Source organism: Acidovorax sp. 35-64-16 (genome assembly GCF_002281195.1).
Classification (GTDB): Bacteria; Pseudomonadota; Gammaproteobacteria; order Burkholderiales; family Burkholderiaceae_C; genus Acidovorax; species Acidovorax defluvii.
This window is the reverse complement of record NZ_NCFM01000005.1, coordinates 1-19,865: the sequence shown is the minus strand read 5'-3', so window position 1 is coordinate 19,865 and position 19,865 is coordinate 1. Positions and strand designations below refer to the sequence as shown.

Sequence of the window (19,865 nt, the reverse complement as noted above, 5' to 3'; positions counted from 1 at the left end):
CTGTTCTCAAAGCACCCTGAGCTCTTGCCAGCCCTGCCACCGCTCTGCTGGCGCCAAGGGCACGAGTTCATCGATCTGTGCTGCCTCCACGCAGAGCATGGATCGGTAGCCGTCGGCGGGCAGATCTGGCAAACGCGAACTCAGGCTGGCACCGGGGTTCCACACCACGGTGCTGCCCAGGCTCTGGCTCTGGCTGATCTGCAGGCTGTGCGGGCCGTCGTGCAGCCGCATGGGCTGCACTGGCGCACGGAAAACACGGTCGTACTCACCGGCAATGGTCACCGCACCAGACTGGAGGCCATGCTGGTCCCGCACCGCATCCCATCGTGCGCACCCCTCCAGCCCCTCCAGACGGGTGCTTTCGACCGCATCGACCGCCAGATAGGTGTGCAATGCCGCGGTGAACTCCCACAGAGTTTTGCTGGTGTTGCACACATCCAGCTGAACACGCAGCAACCCCTCGCCCAGTGTCAGCGCAAGCTGGGCCTTGAAGTCGTGTGGCCAGATGGCCCGGGTGGTTGGACTGCTGTGCAGTCGAAGGCGCAGCACAGTGGCGTCTTGTTCGGTGTCCGACAAGGGCGCCTGCGCCGCCCACGCCAGATTGCGCGCAAAGCCATGCTTGGGCAGCGGCCCGCGCTGGTTGAACTGGGGAAAGCACAGCGGAATGCCGCCGCGAATGGCCGACTGGCCGTCGAATATGGCCTGCGGGCTCAGGTAAAGGCGCTCTCGCCCACCGGCCACCCACGACAGCACCTGGGCGCCATGCAGGGCCACCAGTGCGGTGTCGCCCTGGGCGGTGCTCAGGCGGATGGAGGGCTGGCCCTGCAATGTCTCCAGGGAGTTTTTGGCAACCGCAGGGTCAGGCCGCATGGCCCAGCACGTCGGCACGCGCCTGGGCAGCGGCGAAGTCGAGGTCGCCGCTGTAGATGGCCCGGCCGCAGATCACGCCTTCGACGCCTTCGTGCTCCACGGCGCACAGCTGCTCGATGTCGGCCATGTTCGACAGGCCACCCGAGGCGATCACCGGAATGGAAAGCGCCTGCGCCAGTTTCACCGTGGCGTCGATGTTGATGCCCGAGAGCATGCCGTCGCGGCCGATGTCGGTGTAGATGATGGATTCGACGCCCCAGTCCTCGAACTTCTTGGCCAGGTCCACCACCTCGTGGCCGGTGAGCTTGCTCCAGCCGTCGGTGGCCACCTTGCCGTCCTTGGCGTCCAGGCCCACGATGATGTGGCCGCCAAAGGCGCTGCAGGCATCTTTGAGGAAGCCGGGGTTCTTGACCGCTGCCGTGCCAATGATCACGTAGCGCAGGCCGCCGTCGATGTATTTCTCGATGGTGTCCAGGTCACGGATGCCGCCGCCCAGCTGCACCGGGATCTCGTCGCCCACCTCTTTGAGGATGGATTTGATGGCAGCGTAGTTCTTGGGCACGCCTGCAAAGGCGCCGTTCAGGTCCACCAGATGCAGGCGACGCGCGCCCTGCCCCACCCATTTGCGGGCCATGGCGGCGGGGTCTTCGCCAAAGGTGGTGGATTGGTCCATGTCGCCTTGCTTGAGGCGAACGCAGTGGCCGTCCTTGAGATCGATGGCGGGGATGAGCAGCATGGTGGTGAGGTTCGGGAGAAAAAGGGCGAGTCACGACTCGGCCCGAACGGGGTGAAAAATATCAGGGATTCCAGTGCAGAAAATTGCGGTACAGGGCCAATCCGTGCTCCGCGCTTTTTTCGGGGTGAAACTGCGTGGCAAAAATATTATCGCGCGCAATGGCGGCTGCGAACCAGCCGCCGTAGTCAGCTTGCCCTGCACAGTGGGCCGCATCTCGCGGCACGGCATAAAAACTGTGCACGAAATAAAAGTAGCTGTTGTCGGGCACGCCCGCCCAAACCGGGTGCACGGCACCACCTGCATGGTGGGCGTGCGGCACCTGGCGCACCTGGTTCCAGCCCATCTGGGGCACCTTGAAACGGCTGCCGTCGGGCTGGGTTTTGCCCGCCAGGTCGAACTTGAGCACATCGCCCGGGATGAGGCCCAAGCCCGGCACACCCTCGGCAGGGCCCTCGGCGCTGTGGTCCAGCAGCATCTGCATGCCCACGCACACGCCAAACAACGGTTTGGTGGCGGCAGCTTCGAGCACCGATTCCTGCAGGCCCGACTCGCGCAATTCGCGCATGCAGTCGGGCATGGCGCCCTGGCCCGGCAGCACAATGCGCTGCGCAGCGCGCACGTCTTCCGGACGAGAAGTGACCACCACGGTCCAGCCCGTGTCGTGGGCGGCGGCCTGCACAGCCTGCGACACCGAGCGCAGGTTGCCCATGCCGTAATCAACCACCGCAACGGTTTTTGCTTCTATATTCATAGCTGCTAGCGCTTATCCATTAAGGGCTAGAGCCCGATTTGACCCAAAAAACTCACAAAGAACCCTTGGTGGAGGGGATGACACCCGCCGAGCGGGGATCGCGCTCCAGCGCCGCGCGCAGCGTGCGCCCGAACGCCTTGAAGATCGTTTCGCACTGGTGGTGTGCGTTGATGCCCTTGAGGTTGTCGATGTGCAGCGTGACGCCCGCGTGGTTCACAAAGCCCTGGAAGAACTCGTATACCAGCTGCGTGTCGAGCTGGCCGATGCTGCCCGCCGTGAATTTCACGTCGATGTGCAGGCCCGGGCGGCCCGAAAAATCGACCACCACGCGCGACAGCGCTTCATCGAGCGGCACGTAGGCGTGGCCATAGCGGCGGATGCCCTTCTTGTCGCCCACGGCGCGCGCAAAAGCCTGTCCCAGCGTGATGCCCACGTCTTCGACCGTGTGGTGGCCGTCGATGTGCAGGTCGCCAGCGCAGTCGATGTCCAGGTCGATAAGGCCGTGGCGTGCGATCTGGTCGAGCATGTGGTCAAAAAACCCGATGCCTGTGTGCAGCTTGGCCTGGCCGGTGCCGTCGAGGTTGACGCGCACGCTGATGCGGGTTTCCGCGGTGTTGCGGCTGACCTCGGCAATGCGGTCGGCCAGGGAATCAGGGGCGGTAGAGGTGACGAGTGCGGAGGAAGTCATAAGGAAGCCTGGAGTGCAGCCAGCATCTGTGCGTTGTCTTCGGCCGTGCCCACCGTGAGGCGCAGGCAGTTGGCCAGCAATGGGTGCATTGTAGAAACGTTCTTGACCAGCACCTTGCGCGCCTTCATGCCCTCATACGCCCGTGCGGAATCGGCCACGCGCACCAGCACCATGTTGGCCTCGCTGTCCCAGCATTTTTCAATGCCGGGCATCTGGCGCAGCGCGTTCACCAGCACCGTGCGCTGGGCCACCAGTTCGGCGGCCTGCGCGGCAAACACGTCGGCATGCTCGAGCGCAAACAGCGCCGCCTCGCAATTGAGCACGCTCACGTTGTAGGGCGGGCGCACCTTGTCGATCTCGGCCACCAGCGCAGCCGGGCCGATGAGGTATCCCAGGCGGACACCCGCCAGGCCAAACTTGCTGAGCGTGCGCATGAGCAGCACATGGGCATTGCGTGCGGGCTCGGCGCGCATGCGGTCGATAAAGGTGCGGCTGGCAAAGGGCTGGTAGGCCTCGTCCATCACCACGATGCCGCCCTGCGCACCAGCGGCATCGATGATGCGCTGCACCGCGCCCTCGTCCCACAGCGTGGCCGTGGGGTTGTTGGGGTAAGCAATGTAGGTAATGGCAGGCTGATGCCTGGCGATGGCGGCCAGCATGGCGGGCTCATCCAGCTCGAAGTCGGAAGTGAGCGGCACGCCCACGAAGTCCAGGCCCTGCAGTTGTGCAGACAGCGGATACATCACAAAGCCAGGCATGGGCGCGAGCATGGTGGCGCGCTGGCCCGTGCCAGGTTGCGCGCAGGCCAGGGCCAGCAAGGTGATGAGTTCGTCCGAACCGTTGCCCAGCACGATGCCATAGCCCTCGGGCATGTCGGCGTACTTTGCCAGCGCAGCCTTCAGGACCAGCACGCGGTCGCCCGGATAGCGGTTGAGCGCCAGCGCGCCCAGCCGCTGGCCGAGCGCCGCCTGCAGATGCGCGGGCAGGCGAAACGGGTTTTCCATCGCGTCCATCTTGAGCATGCCGGTGGAGGGCTGCACACCATACGCGTGCATGGCGCGCACGTCGGGGCGGATGCGGGCCAGCGCGTTGAGGGGTGTCGATGGAGCGGCGGGGGAGTTCATTCGGCAGTGTCCAGTGCGTTGGGGGCCACAAGAAAGGGGCTGGTCATGGGCACGGCATCCATCCGGACATCGTGCATAAAGGCCTCGTCAGCCTTGCGCTTGCTTTGGCGACGGCTTGAGCCGCATCTCCGCCGCCCGCGCGTGGGCTTGCAGGCCTTCGCCATGGGCCAGCACGCTGGCGATCTGGCCCAGCGTCTGCGCACCGGCTTCGCTCACCTCGATCAGGCTGCTGCGCTTTTGAAAGTCATACACGCCCAGTGGCGAACTGAACCGCGCCGTGCCGCTGGTGGGCAGCACATGGTTGGGGCCTGCGCAGTAGTCGCCCAGGCTCTCGGACGTGTAGGCACCCAGAAAAATGGCGCCTGCGTGGCGCAGCAGTGGTTCCCAGCGGTGCGGGTCGTTGCTGCTCACTTCCAGGTGCTCGGGCGCGATGCGGTTGCTGATGGCGCAGGCCTCTTCCATGTCCTTCGTGAGGATCAGTGCGCCACGGCCCGTGAGGCTTTTGGCAATGATCTCGGCGCGCGGCATGGTGGGCAGCAGGCGGTCGATGGCCTCTTGTACGGCATCGATATAGGCGGCATCGGGGCACAGCAGAATGCTTTGCGCCAGCTCGTCGTGTTCGGCCTGGCTGAACAGGTCCATGGCCACCCAGTCGGGCGGGGTGGTACCGTCGGCCAGCACCAAAATTTCGCTCGGGCCCGCAATCATGTCGATGCCCACGGTGCCGAACACGCGCTTTTTGGCGCTGGCCACATAGGCGTTGCCGGGGCCGGTGATCTTGTCCACCTTGGGCACGGTGGCCGTGCCGTAAGCCAGCGCGGCCACAGCTTGGGCGCCGCCGATGGTAAAGGCGCGGGTGACGCCCGCCACGTAGGCGGCGGCCAGCACCAGGGCGTTTTTCTCGCCCTTGGGGGATGGCCAAGGGCCGTCCCTGCGGGCCGGCGTGGGCACTACCATGATGATCTCGCCCACACCCGCCACATGGGCAGGGATGGCGTTCATGAGCACGCTGCTCGGATAAGCGGCCTTCCCACCGGGCACATAGATGCCCACGCGGTCCAGCGGCGTGACCTTCTGACCCAGCAACGTGCCGTCTTCGTCGCGGTAGCTCCAGCTCTCGCCCGAGGCCTTTTTTTGTGCCTCGTGGTAGCGGCGCACGCGGGCAGCGGCGGCCTGCAGCGCGTCGCGCTGCACGGCGGGAATGGCGTCGAAAGCGGTCTTGAGCTCTGCCTGCGTCAGCTCCAGCGCCGCCATGGAGTCGGCCTGCAGGCCATCAAAGCGCTGGGTGTATTCCAGTACCGCTGCATCGCCGCGCTGCTGCACGTCGGCCAGGATGTCGGCCACGCGCTGCTCGATGGCCGCGTCGGTGTCGGCAGACCAATGCAGGCGGGCTGCAAAATCAGCCTCAAAAGTGGCTGCAGCGGTGGACAGACGAGCGGGAGCAGCTACCAATTTCATAGTGCGTTGCAGTTCAGGTTTCAGTTTTGCTCTGCCGGAATGGCCGAGGCAAAGGCATTGATGATGCGGCGCAGCGGTTCGCGCTTGAGCTTGAGCGCCGCCTGGTTGACCACCAGGAACGAGCTGATGTCCATGATGCGCTCCACCTCCACCAAATGGTTGGCCTTGAGGGTGTTGCCGGTGGAGACCAGATCGACGATGGCGTCGGCCAGGCCGGTGAGCGGGGCCAGCTCCATGCTGCCGTAGAGCTTGACCATGTCCACGTGCACGCCCTTGGTCGCAAAGAATTCGCGGGCGATGGAGGTGTACTTGGTGGCCACCTTCAGGCGGGAACCCTGCTTGACGGCGCGCTGGTAGTCAAAGTCCTGGCGCACGGCCACGCTCACGCGGCATTTGGCAATGCGCAGATCCAGCGGCTGGTACAGGCCCTGGCTGCCATGCTCGATCAGGGTGTCCTTGCCCGTCACGCCCAAATCCGCGCCGCCGTATTCCACATAGGTGGGCACATCGGACGCTCGCACCAGCACCACGCGCACGTCAGGCTGGTTGGTGGGCAGGATGAGCTTGCGCGACTTTTCGGGGTCTTCCAGCACCTCGATGCCCGCAGCAGCCAGCAGCGGCAGGGTTTCTTCAAAGATGCGGCCCTTGGAAAGCGCCAGGGTGATCATCGTCATGTTTTTAATTACTCCACTGTTTCTTGCCTGCTACTGCACTGCGATTTGTGCGCGCCCTATGCCGGGGACGCCGTGCAAGGGCCGCCAAGCCGCGTAAGCGGCGCTTCGCTCGCGTGCACGGGCGTCGTCCCCCTTCCCACGCGCAGCGTGAGAGAAGGGGGAAGCGGCGAAGCCGCTCAGGGGGATGTCCTTCATGCCACTCGCTCAATGTCGGCACCGATGCCGCGCAGTTTGGCTTCCATGCAGTCGTAGCCACGGTCGAGGTGGTAGATGCGGTCCACCATGGTTTCGCCATCAGCCACCAAGCCCGCGATGACCAGGCTGGCCGAGGCGCGCAGGTCGGTCGCCATCACCGTGGCGCCGGACAGGCGAGGCACCCCCTCGATGACCGCCACCTTGCCGTCCACCTGGATTTTGGCGCCCAGGCGAACCAGCTCGTTGACGTGCATGAAGCGGTTTTCAAAAATCGTTTCGGTCACCGTGGCCGTGCCCTGGGCGATGCAGTTGAGCGCCATGAACTGGGCCTGCATGTCGGTGGGGAAACCGGGGTATTCGGTGGTGCGAAAGCCCTGGGCCTTGAGCGTGGCGCCGCCAGTGCTTTGCACGCGGACGCCGCCGTCCACCGCCTGCACCTTGGCGCCCGCTTCGCGCAGCTTTTCGATGACGGCATCGAGGTGGTCGGCGCGGCCATGGCGCAGCACCACATCACCGCCCGTGGCGGCCACGGCGCACAGGAAGGTGCCCGCTTCAATGCGGTCAGCCACCACGCGGTGGGTGCAGCCGTGCAGCTTCTCGACGCCCTGGATGCGGATGCGGCTGGTGCCGTGGCCTTCGATCTTCGCGCCCATGGCGATCAGCATCTCGGCCAGGTCCGAAATTTCGGGCTCTTGCGCGGCGTTTTCCAGCACCGTCTCGCCCTCGGCCAGCGCAGCGGCCATCATGAAATTTTCGGTGCCCGTCACAGTGACCATGTCAGTGGTAATGCGGGCGCCCTTCAGCCGCGTCCAGCCTGCGGGCAGCTTGGCGATCATGTAGCCGTGCTCGACCACGATCTCGGCGCCCATGGCGGCCATGCCCTTGATGTGCTGGTCCACCGGGCGCGAACCAATCGCGCAGCCGCCGGGCAGCGACACCGTGGCCTCGCCAAAGCGCGCCAGCAGCGGGCCCAGCGCCAGCACCGAGGCGCGCATGGTCTTGACCAGCTCGTAAGGGGCCTCGGGCCAGTTCAAAGCGCTGGCGTCAATGCGCACCGTGCCGTCGTCAGCCCGCTCGGCCGTCACGCCCATGTTGCGGATGAGCTTGAGCATGGTGCTCACATCCTGCAACTGGGGAACATTCAGCAGCGTCACCGGCTCGGCTGTGAGGAGTGCGGCGCACAACTCCGGCAAGGCGGCGTTCTTGGCGCCAGAGACCAGCACCTCGCCATGGAGGGTGCGTCCGCCGCGGATCAGGAGTTTGTCCATCGCAAAAGTCAGAAATATGTATGAAAAGTGCTTCCAGCGCTTATGAATAAAGCGCTAACAGCTATTAATTTAAGAGCGCCAATCCACTATTCACTGTGCCTGCGTCGCCCACTCTGCGGGCGTGAAGGTTTTCATCGACAGGGCATGCACTTCGTCATTGGCCAGCTTGGCGCCCAACGTGGCATATACGCGCTGGTGACGCTGAATGGCCCGCTTGCCCTCGAACTCGGCCGAGACGATGGTGGCATACCAGTGGCGGCCGTCGCCCTCCAGCGTGATGTGTTCGCAGGCCAGGCCTGCGGCGATGATGTCTTTAAGTTGGTCTGCAGTCATGTCAGTTCCGAATTTTGTAGCCGATGCGCAGCAGGTGCACGGCAAAAAGGCTCACGGCCAGCCAAGCAATGCCCACGATGCCCAGGCTGAGCCAGGGAGAAGTGTCGCTCTGGCCGAAAAAGCCATAGCGAAAGCCGTCAATCATGTAGAAAAAAGGATTCAGGTGGCTCACGGTCTGCCAGAAAGGCGGCAGCGACTGGATTGAATAAAAAACGCCCGACAGAAACGTCATGGGCACGATGACAAAGTTCTGGAACGCCGCCATCTGGTCGAACTTGTCGGCCCACAGCCCGGCAATCAGCCCCAGCGTGGCCAGCAGGGCCGCGCCCAGAAATGCAAAAACCACAATCCACAGCGGCGCAGCAAACTCAGGCCGCGCAAACGCCAGGGTCACAATGAATACCCCCAGCCCCACGACCAGCCCGCGCACCACGGACGAGCCCACATACGCCACAAACCAGGCCCAGTGCGACAGTGGCGTGAGCAGCAAAAACACCAGGCTGCCCATGATCTTGCTCTGAACCAGGCTCGATGAGCTGTTGGCGAAGGCGTTTTGCAGCACGCTCATCATCACCAGCCCCGGCACCAGAAAAGCGGTGTAGCTGATGCGGTCATACACCTTTACATGGTCTTCGAGCACATGGCCAAAGATCAGCAGGTAGAGCACGGCGGTGAGCACGGGCGCCGCCACGGTCTGGAAGCTCACCTTCCAAAAGCGCAGCACTTCCTTGTAGAACAGGGTTTGCCAGCCGGTCATAGCGCAACCCCTTCCATACGGATGTTTGAAGCCGACGTGCCCGACATGACTTGCAGGAATACGTCTTCCAGGTCCGGCCGGCGGATCTCCATGTCCTGCACTTCCACGCCCGCCACGCGCAGGGCGGCCAGATGGCTTTCAATCTCGGCCGCGTCGTGCGCAGGCAGCTGCACAATGCGGCCGGTGACACGCGCCACAGCCGCCAGAGATGGTGGCAGCAACGCATCGGTCTTGAACTGCAGCACGCTGCCCGAGGCCGCCTTGAGCAGCTCCGACGTGCGGTCGAGCGCCACCACCCGCCCGGCCTTGAGCATGGCGATGCGGCCGCACAGGGCCTCGGCTTCTTCAAGGTAATGGGTGGTGAGCAGCACGGTGTGGCCTTCCTTGTTCAGGCGGGCGATGAAATGCCACAGGGTCTGGCGCAGTTCCACGTCCACGCCGGCCGTGGGCTCGTCGAGCACGATGATGGGCGGCTTGTGCACCAGCGCCTGCGCCACCAGCACGCGGCGCTTCATGCCGCCCGACAGCTGGCGCATGTTGGCGTTGGCCTTGTCCGACAGGCCCAGGTTGGCCAGCAGTTCGTCAATCCAGGCGTCGTTGTTCTTCACGCCAAAATAGCCCGACTGAAAGCGCAGCGCCTCGCGCACGTTGAAAAACGGATCGAACACCAGCTCTTGCGGCACCACCCCCAGCTTGCGCCGGGCCTCGGCAAAGTGCGTCTGCACATCACTGCCCTGCACCAGCACACGCCCGCTGGTGGCGCGTGCCAGGCCGGCCAAAATGCTGATGAGTGTGGTTTTACCGGCACCGTTGGGGCCGAGAAGCCCGAAGAATTCGCCCTCCTCGATGTCCAGGTTGACCTGGTTCAGTGCTTGGAAGGGGCCTTTGGGTGTGACAAAGGTCTTGGAGACGGCTTGGAATGAGACTGCGGGCATGAAGCCTTTGATTTTAAGGCCTTGGCCCGTGCCCCGCCGCCCGGCGCCCAACAGCACGCGGGCGTCCGAGGGCATTGTGGGCGCACCGCAAAGTCAGCTGGCCGCCTGCAGCAAGGCATCCACGCCATACAGGCCGGCCATGCCCACCAGGGCCGGGGGCAGGCCCTTGACCACAAACGCCTTGCCGTCCGCCAGCACCTCGCGCCGGCATTCCAGCAGCACGGCCAGCGCAGACGTGTCAAACACGGCCAGTGCGCTGGCATCCACCACCACCTGCGGGCCCTTGAGAACCTTCAGCCCCTGCACCAGCATGCGCAGGCAGGCACTGGCCTGTTCGTGGGTGAGTTCGGAGGGTAGTACCAGCATGCGCGACGTCTCGCTGTCAGCCCTTGGCGGCATTGCTCTTGTTGCGGGACTCGAGCGCCTGGATGAGGCCATCCACGCCGCGCGCATTGATCTCCGAGGCAAACTGGCCGCGGTAGGTTTCGACCAGCCACACGCCCAGCACGTTGAGGTTGTAGATTTTCCAGCCAGCGCCCTCACCCGGGGTTTTTTCGAGCCGGTAGTCCAGCTGGATCGGGTCGCCACGGCCCGTGATCTCGGTGCGCACCAGCACATCCTTGTCGTCGGCGGCAGCCCGCATGGGCTTCATGGTGATGGTCTGGTCACTCACCTGGGCCAGAGCCCCTGCGTAGGTGCGCACCAGCAGGATCTTGAACTCATCCTGCAGGCGCTTTTGCTGCTCGGGGCTGGCCTTGCGCCAGCCCGGGCCCACGGCAGCCGCCGTCATGCGCCGGAAATTCACGTTGGGCATGATCACCTTGTCGACCAGCGTGATCACCTTGTTGATGTCGCCCGCCTGAATGGCCTTGTCGTCGCGCACCATGCTGATCACCTCGGTGGACAGGCGCTTGATCAGCGCGTCGGGCGCTTCGTCGGCAGCCATGGCACTCCACGGCACCATGGAGCAGGCCACGGCCAGCGTCGCGGCCATGCGGCCCAGATTGCGTCGATTCATCATGTGAGGTCTTTCCATCGGGCGACTGTGTCGCCTGTCATTTGATTGTGTTGGGCCACCGTGTAGGCCATGCGTCGCTGCGTTGTGCGGATGCAAGCAATTGCAACCGCGCGCATCGCTGGCAGCGCTCAACGATCGGCTTCCGGTTCGGGCGGCAGCATGCCGTCGTTGTCATCGCCACCGTCGCCATCACGGGCACCGGGACGTTCTGCGCTCTGGGCGCGCAACTGCAGGAACACATCCCGTGTGAAGCTGTACTTGTCCAGTGCCGCGCTTTCCAGCACAGCCCCGGCCCCCAGCAGGCCGGCGCGGGTGTCCACCAGCCGCAGGGCATACAGCGAATTGCGTGCAGACACTGAGTCAAACTGGCCTACCAGGTTTCCCTGCCTGTCCACGGGCATTGCCAGCGTGTCGCGTACGGTGGATGGGCCCAGCAGGGGCAGCACCAGATAGGGTCCCGTGGGCACGCCCCAGTGCCCCAGCGTGAGACCAAAATCCTGCCGATTGCGCTCAACCCCCATCTCCGATGCAATATCGAGCACCCCGCCCAGACCAAACACTGTGTTGACGTTGAAACGCACCAGGCTGGAGAGCGCTTCTTCGGGGCGCAGTTGCAAAACGTTGTTCACAAACGACCAGACGTCTCCCAGGTTGCCAAAGAAGTTGTTCACCCCCGTGCGCACCGGCGAGGGCACAGCGTCCTTGTAGGCCGTGGCCACGGGCTTGAGGACCGCCTCGTCCACGCCATCATTGAACCGGGCCATGCTGCGGTTGTAGGGCTCCAGGGGGTCATCGGGATGGGCTCCGGGGCCGCTGGCGCAACCCGACAGCAGCGCCGCTCCCAGCACCAGGGAGCACCAGCGCAGGCCTGCGCGGGCAAACCGGGGCGCTCCATCATGGCGGGCAAAGCCCGCAGTCTTCCAGGTCATCATTTTTTCCTGCCTGCGTCCGAAGGCGTGCCGCCCTCCTCCGCCTTGCTGTAAAGAAACTGCCCGATCAGGTTTTCCAGAACCACGGCAGACTGTGTGGCCGTAAGGTTGTCACCCGCCGCCAGATTGTTTTCGTCAGCCCCCGCTTCGATGCCAATGTATTGCTCGCCCAGCAGACCGCTGGTGAGAATCTTCAGGGAGCTGTCCTTGGGAAAGGCGTACTGCTTGTCCAACTCCAGCGTCACGCGTGCCTGAAACGTCTTGTCGTCGAACGTGATCGACTCCACGCGCCCGACCACCACCCCGGCACTGCGCACTGCCGCCTTGGGCTTGATGCCGCCGATGTTGTCGAAACGCGCGGTGACGCGATAGCCGGTCTGAAAGTTCAGCTGCAGCAGGTTGGCCGACTGCAGCGCCAGAAACACCAGCGCGGCGGCCCCGAGCATGACAAACAGGCCTACCCAGAGATCGTTTTTGGATTGTTGCATCGTGCTTTCCTTGTCACGCCGGCTGCGCCAGCGTCAGATACTGAACATCATGGCCGTGAGGACGAAGTCCAGCGCCAGCACCGCCAGCGAGGCCATCACCACGGTGCGCGTGGTGGCGCGCGAAACCCCTTCCGGCGTTGGCTTGGCCGTGTAGCCCTGCAGCAGCGCCACGAAGGTCACGGTGAAACCAAACACCAGGCTCTTGATGACGCTGTTGCCCAGGTCACTGAAAATATCCACGCCGCCCTGCATCTGGCTCCAGAAGGCCCCACCGTCCAGGCCAATCATGGGCACGGCCACCACCCAGCCGCCAATCACACCCACGGCGTTGAACACCAGCGACAGCACCGGCATGGCAATGACACCGGCCCAGAAACGGGGCACAAGAATGCGGCGCACGGGGTCCACGGCCATCATCTCCATGGCGCTCAGCTGCTCGCCGGCACGCATCAAACCGATTTCGGCCGTGAGCGAGGTGCCCGCGCGCCCCGCAAACAGCAAAGCGGTGATGACCGGCCCCAGCTCGCGCAGCAGGCTCAGCGCCACCAGTTGGCCCAGCGCCTCGGTGGACCCAAAATCCTGCAGCGTGTAGTAGCCCTGCAGCGCCATCACAAAGCCCACGAACAGGCCCGATACAGCAATGATGGCCAGCGAATAATTGCCCAGGAAGTGCACCTGGTCGCGCACCAGGCCGGGCCGCTGCACGGCCGCCGGGAACAGCCGGATCAAGCGCCAGAAAAGGCGCGCGGCCAAACCCGCATCGGCCAGCTGGCCGCGCACGGCCAGGCCCACATCCGAAGGACGCCACCAGCTCATGCAGACCTCCCGTCCAGCGGACCAAAATCACTGGCCACCGTGGGCCCCGGGTAATGAAAAGGCACCGGCCCTGTGGGCAGCGCATTGACAAACTGGTGCACCAGCGGATCGGTGCTGGCGCGCACTTCGGCGGGGGTTCCCTGCGCCGCCACCACGCCAGCGCCGAGGATGATCACATGGTCGGCCAGCGCAAAGGTGGCTTCCAGGTCGTGCGAGACCAGGATGGTAGTGAGCCCCATGGCGTCATTGAGCTGGCGAATAAGTTGCGCAGCCGTGCCCAGCGAAATGGGATCGAGCCCGGCAAAAGGCTCGTCATACATGACGAGTTCAGGGTCCAGCACAATCGCACGCGCCAACGCCACGCGCCGCGCCATGCCGCCCGAAATCTGGCTGGGCATGAGGTCGCGCGCACCGCGCAGGCCCACGGCATGGAGCTTCATGAGCACGATGTCGCGCACCAGCGCGTCCGACAGATCGGTGTGCTCGCGCAGCGGAAACGCCACGTTTTCAAACACATTCAGATCGGTGAACAGCGCGCCAAACTGGAACAGCATGCCCATGCGCCGGCGCGCCGCATACAGGCCGGCCGCATCCATGCGCCCCACGTCCTTGTGGTCGAACAGGACTTCGCCCTGCTGCGCCCGGTATTGACCGCCAATCAGGCGCAGCACCGTGGTCTTGCCCCCACCCGAGGCCCCCATGAGCGCCGTCACTTTGCCGCGCGGGATCTTCAGCGACATGTCGCGCAGGATCACGCGCTCGCCGTACCCGAAGGTGACGTTGCGCAACTCTGCCAGCGCGCTGGCAGGCGATGAATCGTTGGATGGCATGGTGCAAGACAAAAAACGCCGCCAAGGACAGAGACCCCGACGGCAGGCCCAGCATCATAGGGGAAACCCCTCCGTTTTGCCGAGCCAACCGTTAAAACCCGTGGTTGGCATGCGACGTTTAGCTATGCCCAACGGTTATTAAAAATTGCTCGCACAGACACGCGTTGCCGACAGGGCGCGGTCAGGCTTGCATGGACCGGGGTCTTGGCTGGGTGTGCCTGGCAAAGCATCGCTTCAACCCAGGCACCCAGGCCCATAACGCTATTAAATAAATAGCTATTAGCGCTTATCCCACGTGCGCAAGGCACCGATTTCATTCAAAAATCAAAGCATGTGCTGCAAAAACGCCCGCGCCCGCTCATGCCCCGGATCGGCAAAAAACTCGGCCGCCGGCCGCGCTGCCACCAGCTCGCCCTGGTCCATGAAAGCCACGGTGTGGGCCACCTCGCGCGCAAAGCCCATCTCGTGGGTCACGACCAGCATGGTCATGTGCTCCTCGGCCAGTTCGCGCATGGTGCGCAGCACTTCTCCGGTGAGCTCGGGGTCGAGCGCCGAGGTGGGCTCGTCGAACAGCATGATGTCCGGCTCCATGCACAGCGCGCGCGCGATGGCCACGCGCTGCTTTTGACCGCCCGACAGGCGCTCGGGATAGTTGTCGCGCTTGGCCGACAAGCCCACCTTGGCCAGCAGCGCCTCGGCGCGGGCCACGGCCGCGCCGCGCGCCACGCCCTGCACCACCATGGGCGCCTCGATCAGGTTCTCCAGCACCGTGAGGTGCGGGAACAAATTGAAATGCTGGAACACCATGCCGGTCTTGCGGCAGATGCGGCGCAACTCGGCATCGGGGGCGTAGCTGCAGCGGCCCTGCGCGTCGGTGCTGGCCAGCGTTTCGCCTTCGATGGCGATGTGGCCGCCGTCGATGGTTTCCAGGTGGTTCAGGCAGCGCAGAAAGGTGCTCTTGCCGGAGCCGGACGGCCCGATCACCGCCACCACCTCGCCCCGGCGCACGCGCAGCGACACGCCCCGCAGCACCGGGTTATCGCCGAAAGCCTTGCGCAGCTCGCGCGCCTCGATCATGGGGACGTCACGGGTCGTGTCATTGATCGAATTTGGCATAGCGTTTTTCCAGGCGCTGGAAGCCCCAGGTGAGCAACAGGGTCATGAGCAGATAGAAGGCCGCCGCCACGATGAACGGCGTGGTGGTGAAGTCGCGCTGCACGATGCCGCGCGCGGCGCGCAGCAGGTCGTTCAGGGCCAGCACGTAAATCAGCGAGGTGTCCTTGACCAGGGTGATGGTCTCGTTGCTCATGGGCGGCAATATGCTGCGCACCGTCTGCGGCAGCACGATGCGGCGCATGGTCTGGCCGTAGCCCATGCCCAGCACCTTGGCGGCCTCGTACTGCCCCCGGTCCACCGACTGGATGCCGGAGCGAAAGATCTCGGCAAAGTAGGCCGCGTAGTTCAGCGCAAAGGCCGCCACCGCCGCCGGAAAGTCGGGCAGTCGCACGCCAATCACCGGCACGAACGGAAGTGCAAAGTAGATAAACAGCATCTGCAGCATGAGCGGCGTGCCGCGCATGAGCCAGATGTAGCCGTTGACGGCCGCCGACAGCGGCGCAAAGCGCGACACGCGCGCCAGCGCCAGCACCAGCCCGAGCGGCACCGCCAATGCCAGCGTGATGGCAAACAGCTTGAGGGTGACGGCAGCGCCCTGCGCCAGCGGTCCCAGAAGGGAGAGAACGTAGTCCATGCTGTCGCGACAGTTCCGTGTGTGTTTCTATCCTTGGCCGTCGCAACTGGCACGGCCCATGCCAGCGACCGCCGCGCAAGGGCCGCCACGACAACGTGTTGGCGCTGGCGGTGTCCCCCTGCCCGCAGCGCACAGCGCTGCGAGAGCGGGGGGAAGGCGCGCAGCGCCTCAGGGGGGTGGTCCGAATTATTTGAGAATATTCTTGCCGAACCATTGCTCGGCAATCTTCGCGGCGACGCCATCGGCCTTCATGTCGGCCAGTGCCTTGTCCAGCTTGCCGTGCAGATCGGTGTCGTCCTTGCGCAGGCCCACACCATAGTCTTCGGTGCCAAAGTGGTCGTCGAGCACGGCATAGACGTCGGGCTTCTTGGCCACGTAGTAGCGGCCCACCACCTCATCGACCACCACGGCATCCAGGCGGCCGGTGGTCAGGTCCATCAGGGCGGTCACGTTGTCGCCAAAGGTCTTGATGTCCTTGAACGACTTGAAGACGGCCTCGTCCTTCTTGATGGCGTCCACGGCACTGCTGCCTTCCTGGGCGCCGACCACCTTGCCGGCCAGATCAGCCTTGGTCTTGATGGCGGAGTTGGCGGCCACCACGATGATCTGGTGGTTTTCCATGTAGGGCGCGGTGAACAGGATGTTCTGCTTGCGCTCTTCGGTGATGGTCAGGCCGTTCCACAGTGCGTCCACGCGCTTGCCCGAGAGCTCGGCTTCCTTGGCGCTCCAGTCGATGGGCTTGAATTCCACTTCCAGGCCCAGGCGCTTGGCGGCTTCCTTGGCCATGTCGATGTCAAAGCCGATCAGCTCGTTCTTCTCGTTGCGAAAACCCATGGGCGGGAAGTTGTCGTCCAGGCCGACGACGATTTTGGTGACAGCCGCTGGCGCGGGTGTGGCGGCGGGTGCGGCGGGCTCCTGCTTGGAGCAACCAGCCAGCACGGCGCCCAGGGTCAGCAAGGCAACAGCGGCAATTTTTTTCATGGTGTAGCGATTTTCAAAAAGAACAGACAGGGGGGCAAAGCCGGACGGGGCATGCACCACCCACTGGTGCAGTGTTCGAAGCCCCGGGAAAACCCTGCATTGTCCCATTGATGTGGATTGCCGGCATCTGGGTCGCCATGCGCCGCCCCGGGAATAAGCAGCAAAATACGGCTTCAGCGCACACTGGATAAGCGCATATAGCTATTTAATCAATAGCAACACAAACGCCAACGGCGCCCGCGGGCGCCGTTGGAGAGGTCGGTGCGGTTGCCGGCTCAGCGCGGCAGGTCGGAGTAGCCCATCAGGAACTCGTCCACCGCACGCGCGGCCTGGCGGCCTTCGCGGATGGCCCAGACCACGAGGCTCTGCCCACGGCGGATATCACCGGCCGCAAAAACCTTGGGCACATTGGTGGCGTAGCCGCCGTCGAACTCGGTGGTGGCGCGGGCGTTGCCGCGCGCGTCCTTGTCCACGCCAAAAGCATCGAGCACGGGTGCCACGGGGCTCACAAAACCCATGGCCAGCAGCACCAGGTCGGCCTGGTAGTGCTTTTCGGTGCCGGGCACTTCCACCAGCTTGCCGTCCTTGAACTCGACCTGCACCGTGGTCAGGCCCTTGACCTTGCCCTTTTCACCCGTGAACTCCTTGGTGGAGATCGCGAACTCGCGCACGCAGCCTTCCTCATGGCTGGAGCTGGTGCGCAGCTTCAGCGGCCAGTAAGGCCAGGTGAGGGGCCGGTTCTCCACTTCAGGAGGCTGGGGCATGACCTCGAACTGCGTCACGCTGGCCGCGCCGTGGCGGTTGCTGGTGCCCACGCAGTCGCTTCCGGTGTCGCCGCCACCGATCACGATGACATGCTTGCCCGTGGCCATGATCTGGCCCTTGAGCTTATCGCCCGCGTTGACCTTGTTCTGCTGGGGCAGGAACTCCATGGCGAAGTGAATGCCGTCCAGCTCACGGCCGGGCACAGGCAGATCGCGCGATTGCTCGGCGCCACCGGTCAGCAGCACGGCGTCGAACTCTTTGTTCAACTGCTCAGGCGTGACGGTTTCCTTGGCCCAGTTGGTGACCTTGGAGTCCTTGCCCAGACCATCCTTGGCAGCGCCCACGAAAACGCTGGTGCGGATGACCACGCCTTCGGCTTCGAGCTGCTTGACGCGGCGGTCGATGTGCGACTTCTCCATCTTGAAGTCGGGGATGCCGTAGCGCAGCAGGCCGCCCACGCGGTCGTTCTTTTCAAACAGCGTGACGCTGTGACCAGCCCGCGCCAGCTGCTGGGCAGCCGCCATGCCGGCGGGGCCTGATCCCACCACGGCGACTTTCTTGCCGGTCTGGTGCTTGGCCACGCGCGGCTGCACCCAGCCCTCGGCCCAGGCGCGGTCGATGATGGCGTGTTCGATGGACTTGATGCCCACCGGGTCGTCGTTCACGTTGAGCACGCAGGCCGCCTCGCAAGGCGCGGGGCAGATGCGGCCGGTGAACTCGGGGAAGTTGTTGGTGCTGTGCAGCACCTCGATCGCGCTCTTCCAGTCGGCGTGGTAGACCAGATCGTTGAAGTCCGGAATGATGTTGTTGACCGGGCAGCCGTTGTTGCAAAACGGCGTGCCGCAGTCCATGCAGCGCGCGCCCTGCACCTTGGCTTGCGCCTCATCGAGGCCAATGACGAATTCCTTGTAGTGCTTCAGGCGCTCTGGCACGGGCTTGTAGCCCTCTTCGATGCGCTCGTATTCCATGAAGCCGGTGGTTTTTCCCATGACGATGTCCTTGTCTGTGAATGCTGTGCGGATGTCTGCGGCGTCGCCTTACTTGGCGGGCGTCACTTCCTTTTTGATAGCTGCTACCGCAGGCGTAGCGGGCTCTTCAAGCACTTTTCGTTCATTAATTTCAGACAATGCACGCTTGTACTCGGTCGGGAACACCTTGACAAACTTGCTGCGCGAAGTGGCCCAGTTGTCCAGCAACTCGCGGGCGCGCTTGCTGCCCGTCCAGCGGTTGTGGTCTTCGAGCAGCTTCTTGAGCTGGGCTTCGTCGGTCTGGCCACCATGCCAGATGGCACGCGGCACGGTCACCTCCTGTTCGGCCGAGGGGAGGATGCGCTCCAGTGTCACCATGGCCATGTTGCAGCGGGTGTCGAACTGGCCATCCTCGTCGTACACATAGGCCACACCGCCGCTCATGCCCGCAGCGAAATTGCGCCCGGTCTTGCCCAGCACGACCACGGTGCCGCCGGTCATGTATTCGCAACCATGGTCGCCCGTGCCTTCGACCACTGCCGTGGCGCCCGACAGGCGCACGGCAAAGCGTTCGCCCGCCACGCCGCCAAAAAATGCCTCGCCCGTGGTGGCGCCGTACATCACGGTGTTGCCCACGATGGTGTTGCGTACTGCGTCACCGCGGAAGTCGATGCTGGGGCGCACGATCACACGCCCGCCCGAGAGGCCCTTGCCGGTGTAGTCGTTGGCATCGCCAATCAAATACAGCGTGATACCGCGGGTGAGGAACGCACCGAACGACTGGCCGCCCGTGCCTTCGAGCTGGATACGGATGGTGTCGTCCGGCAGCCCCTCTGGGTGTACGCGGGTGACCGCGCCCGAGAGCATGGCGCCGACCGAGCGGTTGACGTTGCGCGCCACTTCGATGAACTGCACGCGCTCGCCGTTTTCGATGGCGGGGCGCGAGCGCTCGATGAGCTTGCGGTCCAGCGTGTGCTCGATGTTGTGGTCCTGCACATCCACATGGAAGCGCGGCACGTCGGCAGGCACGTTGGGCTGGGCGAACAAGCGGCTGAAGTCCAGGCCACGGGCCTTCCAGTGTTCCAGGCCTTGGCGCATGTCGAGCAGGTCGGTACGGCCAATCAGGTCGTCGAACTTGCGGATGCCCAGCTGGGCCATGATCTGGCGCACTTCTTCGGCAATGAAGAAGAAGTAGTTCACCACATGCTCGGGCTTGCCCGAGAACTTCTTGCGCAGCTCGGGGTCTTGCGTGGCCACGCCCACGGGGCAGGTGTTCAGGTGGCACTTGCGCATCATGATGCAGCCTTCCACCACCAGCGGTGCGGTGGCGAAGCCGAATTCATCCGCGCCCAGCAGCGCGCCGATGGCGACGTCACGGCCGGTCTTCATCTGGCCGTCGGCCTGCACGCGGATGCGGCCGCGCAGGCGGTTCAGCACCAGGGTCTGCTGGGTTTCGGCCAGGCCGATTTCCCAGGGGCCGCCGCAATGCTTGATGGACGACCAGGGCGATGCGCCCGTGCCGCCGTCATGG

General features: G+C 64.3%; 22 protein-coding genes. All 22 read right to left on the bottom strand.

All coding sequences use genetic code 11. The features are described from left to right. Window positions 1–6: 6 nt before the first annotated feature. On the bottom strand, window positions 7–870 hold the full coding sequence (locus B7Y64_RS05600) for a D-hexose-6-phosphate mutarotase (protein ID WP_114654711.1): 864 nt from the start codon (window positions 868–870) through the stop codon (window positions 7–9). Beyond that, complete coding sequence (gene hisA, locus B7Y64_RS05595) at window positions 860–1,606, bottom strand: 1-(5-phosphoribosyl)-5-[(5-phosphoribosylamino)methylideneamino]imidazole-4-carboxamide isomerase (RefSeq protein ID WP_094098614.1); 747 nt, start codon at window positions 1,604–1,606, stop codon at window positions 860–862. The genes B7Y64_RS05600 and hisA overlap by 11 nt, the downstream gene beginning before the upstream one ends. A 61-nt stretch (window positions 1,607–1,667) precedes the next feature. After that, window positions 1,668–2,357 (bottom strand): imidazole glycerol phosphate synthase subunit HisH, encoded by a 690-nt coding sequence (gene hisH, locus B7Y64_RS05590; RefSeq protein ID WP_024814150.1) that lies wholly within the window; start codon window positions 2,355–2,357, stop codon window positions 1,668–1,670. A gap of 52 nt (window positions 2,358–2,409) precedes the next feature. Further along, entirely contained in the window at window positions 2,410–3,045 is a 636-nt protein-coding gene (gene hisB, locus B7Y64_RS05585; RefSeq protein ID WP_291328501.1) for an imidazoleglycerol-phosphate dehydratase HisB, read from the bottom strand. Next, window positions 3,042–4,169 (bottom strand): histidinol-phosphate transaminase, encoded by a 1,128-nt coding sequence (hisC, locus tag B7Y64_RS05580; RefSeq protein WP_291324049.1) that lies wholly within the window; start codon window positions 4,167–4,169, stop codon window positions 3,042–3,044. The genes hisB and hisC overlap by 4 nt, the downstream gene beginning before the upstream one ends. 87 nt (window positions 4,170–4,256) lie before the next feature. Further along, window positions 4,257–5,627, bottom strand: a complete 1,371-nt coding sequence (hisD, locus tag B7Y64_RS05575) for a histidinol dehydrogenase (protein ID WP_291324048.1) — start codon at window positions 5,625–5,627, stop codon at window positions 4,257–4,259. A gap of 20 nt (window positions 5,628–5,647) precedes the next feature. Continuing rightward, window positions 5,648–6,301 (bottom strand): ATP phosphoribosyltransferase, encoded by a 654-nt coding sequence (gene hisG, locus B7Y64_RS05570; protein WP_291324047.1) that lies wholly within the window; start codon window positions 6,299–6,301, stop codon window positions 5,648–5,650. A 191-nt stretch (window positions 6,302–6,492) separates the two neighbouring features. Further along, complete coding sequence (gene murA / locus B7Y64_RS05565) at window positions 6,493–7,764, bottom strand: UDP-N-acetylglucosamine 1-carboxyvinyltransferase (RefSeq protein WP_291328500.1); 1,272 nt, start codon at window positions 7,762–7,764, stop codon at window positions 6,493–6,495. Between the two features lie 90 nt (window positions 7,765–7,854). Continuing rightward, a complete protein-coding gene (locus B7Y64_RS05560; protein ID WP_024814144.1) occupies window positions 7,855–8,097 on the bottom strand; it encodes a BolA family protein in 243 nt (80 codons plus the stop codon). Window position 8,098: 1 nt separating this feature from the next. Next, window positions 8,099–8,854 (bottom strand): ABC transporter permease, encoded by a 756-nt coding sequence (locus B7Y64_RS05555; protein ID WP_087743864.1) that lies wholly within the window; start codon window positions 8,852–8,854, stop codon window positions 8,099–8,101. After that, complete coding sequence (locus tag B7Y64_RS05550) at window positions 8,851–9,789, bottom strand: ABC transporter ATP-binding protein (RefSeq protein WP_291326007.1); 939 nt, start codon at window positions 9,787–9,789, stop codon at window positions 8,851–8,853. The genes B7Y64_RS05555 and B7Y64_RS05550 overlap by 4 nt, the downstream gene beginning before the upstream one ends. A gap of 93 nt (window positions 9,790–9,882) precedes the next feature. Continuing rightward, on the bottom strand, window positions 9,883–10,155 hold the full coding sequence (locus tag B7Y64_RS05545; protein ID WP_024814141.1) for an STAS domain-containing protein: 273 nt from the start codon (window positions 10,153–10,155) through the stop codon (window positions 9,883–9,885). Window positions 10,156–10,171: 16 nt separating this feature from the next. Continuing rightward, a complete protein-coding gene (locus tag B7Y64_RS05540; RefSeq protein WP_024814140.1) occupies window positions 10,172–10,810 on the bottom strand; it encodes a phospholipid-binding protein MlaC in 639 nt (212 codons plus the stop codon). Window positions 10,811–10,935: 125 nt separating this feature from the next. Then, the gene (locus tag B7Y64_RS05535; protein WP_291326005.1) at window positions 10,936–11,739 is read right to left on the bottom strand and encodes a VacJ family lipoprotein; all 804 of its coding nucleotides are present in this window, start codon (window positions 11,737–11,739) and stop codon (window positions 10,936–10,938) included. Next, complete coding sequence (gene mlaD / locus B7Y64_RS05530) at window positions 11,736–12,224, bottom strand: outer membrane lipid asymmetry maintenance protein MlaD (RefSeq protein ID WP_291326003.1); 489 nt, start codon at window positions 12,222–12,224, stop codon at window positions 11,736–11,738. Before mlaD ends, B7Y64_RS05535 begins: the two co-directional genes overlap by 4 nt. Before the next feature lie 33 nt (window positions 12,225–12,257). Then, window positions 12,258–13,040 (bottom strand): lipid asymmetry maintenance ABC transporter permease subunit MlaE, encoded by a 783-nt coding sequence (mlaE, locus tag B7Y64_RS05525; RefSeq protein ID WP_291326001.1) that lies wholly within the window; start codon window positions 13,038–13,040, stop codon window positions 12,258–12,260. Then, window positions 13,037–13,870 carry an ABC transporter ATP-binding protein gene (locus B7Y64_RS05520; RefSeq protein WP_291325999.1) on the bottom strand — a complete coding sequence of 278 codons (834 nt, stop codon included), beginning with the start codon at window positions 13,868–13,870 and terminating at the stop codon, window positions 13,037–13,039. Before B7Y64_RS05520 ends, mlaE begins: the two co-directional genes overlap by 4 nt. A 324-nt stretch (window positions 13,871–14,194) precedes the next feature. Further along, the gene (locus B7Y64_RS05515) at window positions 14,195–14,986 is read right to left on the bottom strand and encodes an amino acid ABC transporter ATP-binding protein (RefSeq protein ID WP_291325997.1); all 792 of its coding nucleotides are present in this window, start codon (window positions 14,984–14,986) and stop codon (window positions 14,195–14,197) included. Beyond that, window positions 14,967–15,620 carry an amino acid ABC transporter permease gene (locus B7Y64_RS05510; protein ID WP_291325995.1) on the bottom strand — a complete coding sequence of 218 codons (654 nt, stop codon included), beginning with the start codon at window positions 15,618–15,620 and terminating at the stop codon, window positions 14,967–14,969. Before B7Y64_RS05510 ends, B7Y64_RS05515 begins: the two co-directional genes overlap by 20 nt. 186 nt (window positions 15,621–15,806) lie before the next feature. Next, a complete protein-coding gene (locus tag B7Y64_RS05505; protein WP_024814133.1) occupies window positions 15,807–16,601 on the bottom strand; it encodes an amino acid ABC transporter substrate-binding protein in 795 nt (264 codons plus the stop codon). 275 nt (window positions 16,602–16,876) lie between these two features. Then, the gene (locus B7Y64_RS05500) at window positions 16,877–18,355 is read right to left on the bottom strand and encodes a glutamate synthase subunit beta (RefSeq protein ID WP_291325993.1); all 1,479 of its coding nucleotides are present in this window, start codon (window positions 18,353–18,355) and stop codon (window positions 16,877–16,879) included. Between the two features lie 48 nt (window positions 18,356–18,403). Beyond that, window positions 18,404–19,865: glutamate synthase-related protein (locus tag B7Y64_RS05495; protein ID WP_291328498.1), on the bottom strand; the 1,462-nt coding region annotated here is incomplete at its 5' end.

What these genes read in the sequence shown, in the direction of transcription:
- B7Y64_RS05600 (WP_114654711.1), bottom strand. Translation starts at nt 870, where the DNA reads ATGCGGCCTGACCCTGCGGTTGCCAAAAACTCCCTGGAGACATTGCAG.
- hisA (WP_094098614.1), bottom strand. Translation starts at nt 1,606, where the DNA reads ATGCTGCTCATCCCCGCCATCGATCTCAAGGACGGCCACTGCGTTCGC.
- hisH (WP_024814150.1), bottom strand. Translation starts at nt 2,357, where the DNA reads ATGAATATAGAAGCAAAAACCGTTGCGGTGGTTGATTACGGCATGGGC.
- hisB (WP_291328501.1), bottom strand. Translation starts at nt 3,045, where the DNA reads ATGACTTCCTCCGCACTCGTCACCTCTACCGCCCCTGATTCCCTGGCC.
- hisC (WP_291324049.1), bottom strand. Translation starts at nt 4,169, where the DNA reads ATGAACTCCCCCGCCGCTCCATCGACACCCCTCAACGCGCTGGCCCGC.
- hisD (WP_291324048.1), bottom strand. Translation starts at nt 5,627, where the DNA reads ATGAAATTGGTAGCTGCTCCCGCTCGTCTGTCCACCGCTGCAGCCACT.
- hisG (WP_291324047.1), bottom strand. Translation starts at nt 6,301, where the DNA reads ATGACGATGATCACCCTGGCGCTTTCCAAGGGCCGCATCTTTGAAGAA.
- murA (WP_291328500.1), bottom strand. Translation starts at nt 7,764, where the DNA reads ATGGACAAACTCCTGATCCGCGGCGGACGCACCCTCCATGGCGAGGTG.
- B7Y64_RS05560 (WP_024814144.1), bottom strand. Translation starts at nt 8,097, where the DNA reads ATGACTGCAGACCAACTTAAAGACATCATCGCCGCAGGCCTGGCCTGC.
- B7Y64_RS05555 (WP_087743864.1), bottom strand. Translation starts at nt 8,854, where the DNA reads ATGACCGGCTGGCAAACCCTGTTCTACAAGGAAGTGCTGCGCTTTTGG.
- B7Y64_RS05550 (WP_291326007.1), bottom strand. Translation starts at nt 9,789, where the DNA reads ATGCCCGCAGTCTCATTCCAAGCCGTCTCCAAGACCTTTGTCACACCC.
- B7Y64_RS05545 (WP_024814141.1), bottom strand. Translation starts at nt 10,155, where the DNA reads ATGCTGGTACTACCCTCCGAACTCACCCACGAACAGGCCAGTGCCTGC.
- B7Y64_RS05540 (WP_024814140.1), bottom strand. Translation starts at nt 10,810, where the DNA reads ATGATGAATCGACGCAATCTGGGCCGCATGGCCGCGACGCTGGCCGTG.
- B7Y64_RS05535 (WP_291326005.1), bottom strand. Translation starts at nt 11,739, where the DNA reads ATGATGACCTGGAAGACTGCGGGCTTTGCCCGCCATGATGGAGCGCCC.
- mlaD (WP_291326003.1), bottom strand. Translation starts at nt 12,224, where the DNA reads ATGCAACAATCCAAAAACGATCTCTGGGTAGGCCTGTTTGTCATGCTC.
- mlaE (WP_291326001.1), bottom strand. Translation starts at nt 13,040, where the DNA reads ATGAGCTGGTGGCGTCCTTCGGATGTGGGCCTGGCCGTGCGCGGCCAG.
- B7Y64_RS05520 (WP_291325999.1), bottom strand. Translation starts at nt 13,870, where the DNA reads ATGCCATCCAACGATTCATCGCCTGCCAGCGCGCTGGCAGAGTTGCGC.
- B7Y64_RS05515 (WP_291325997.1), bottom strand. Translation starts at nt 14,986, where the DNA reads ATGCCAAATTCGATCAATGACACGACCCGTGACGTCCCCATGATCGAG.
- B7Y64_RS05510 (WP_291325995.1), bottom strand. Translation starts at nt 15,620, where the DNA reads ATGGACTACGTTCTCTCCCTTCTGGGACCGCTGGCGCAGGGCGCTGCC.
- B7Y64_RS05505 (WP_024814133.1), bottom strand. Translation starts at nt 16,601, where the DNA reads ATGAAAAAAATTGCCGCTGTTGCCTTGCTGACCCTGGGCGCCGTGCTG.
- B7Y64_RS05500 (WP_291325993.1), bottom strand. Translation starts at nt 18,355, where the DNA reads ATGGGAAAAACCACCGGCTTCATGGAATACGAGCGCATCGAAGAGGGC.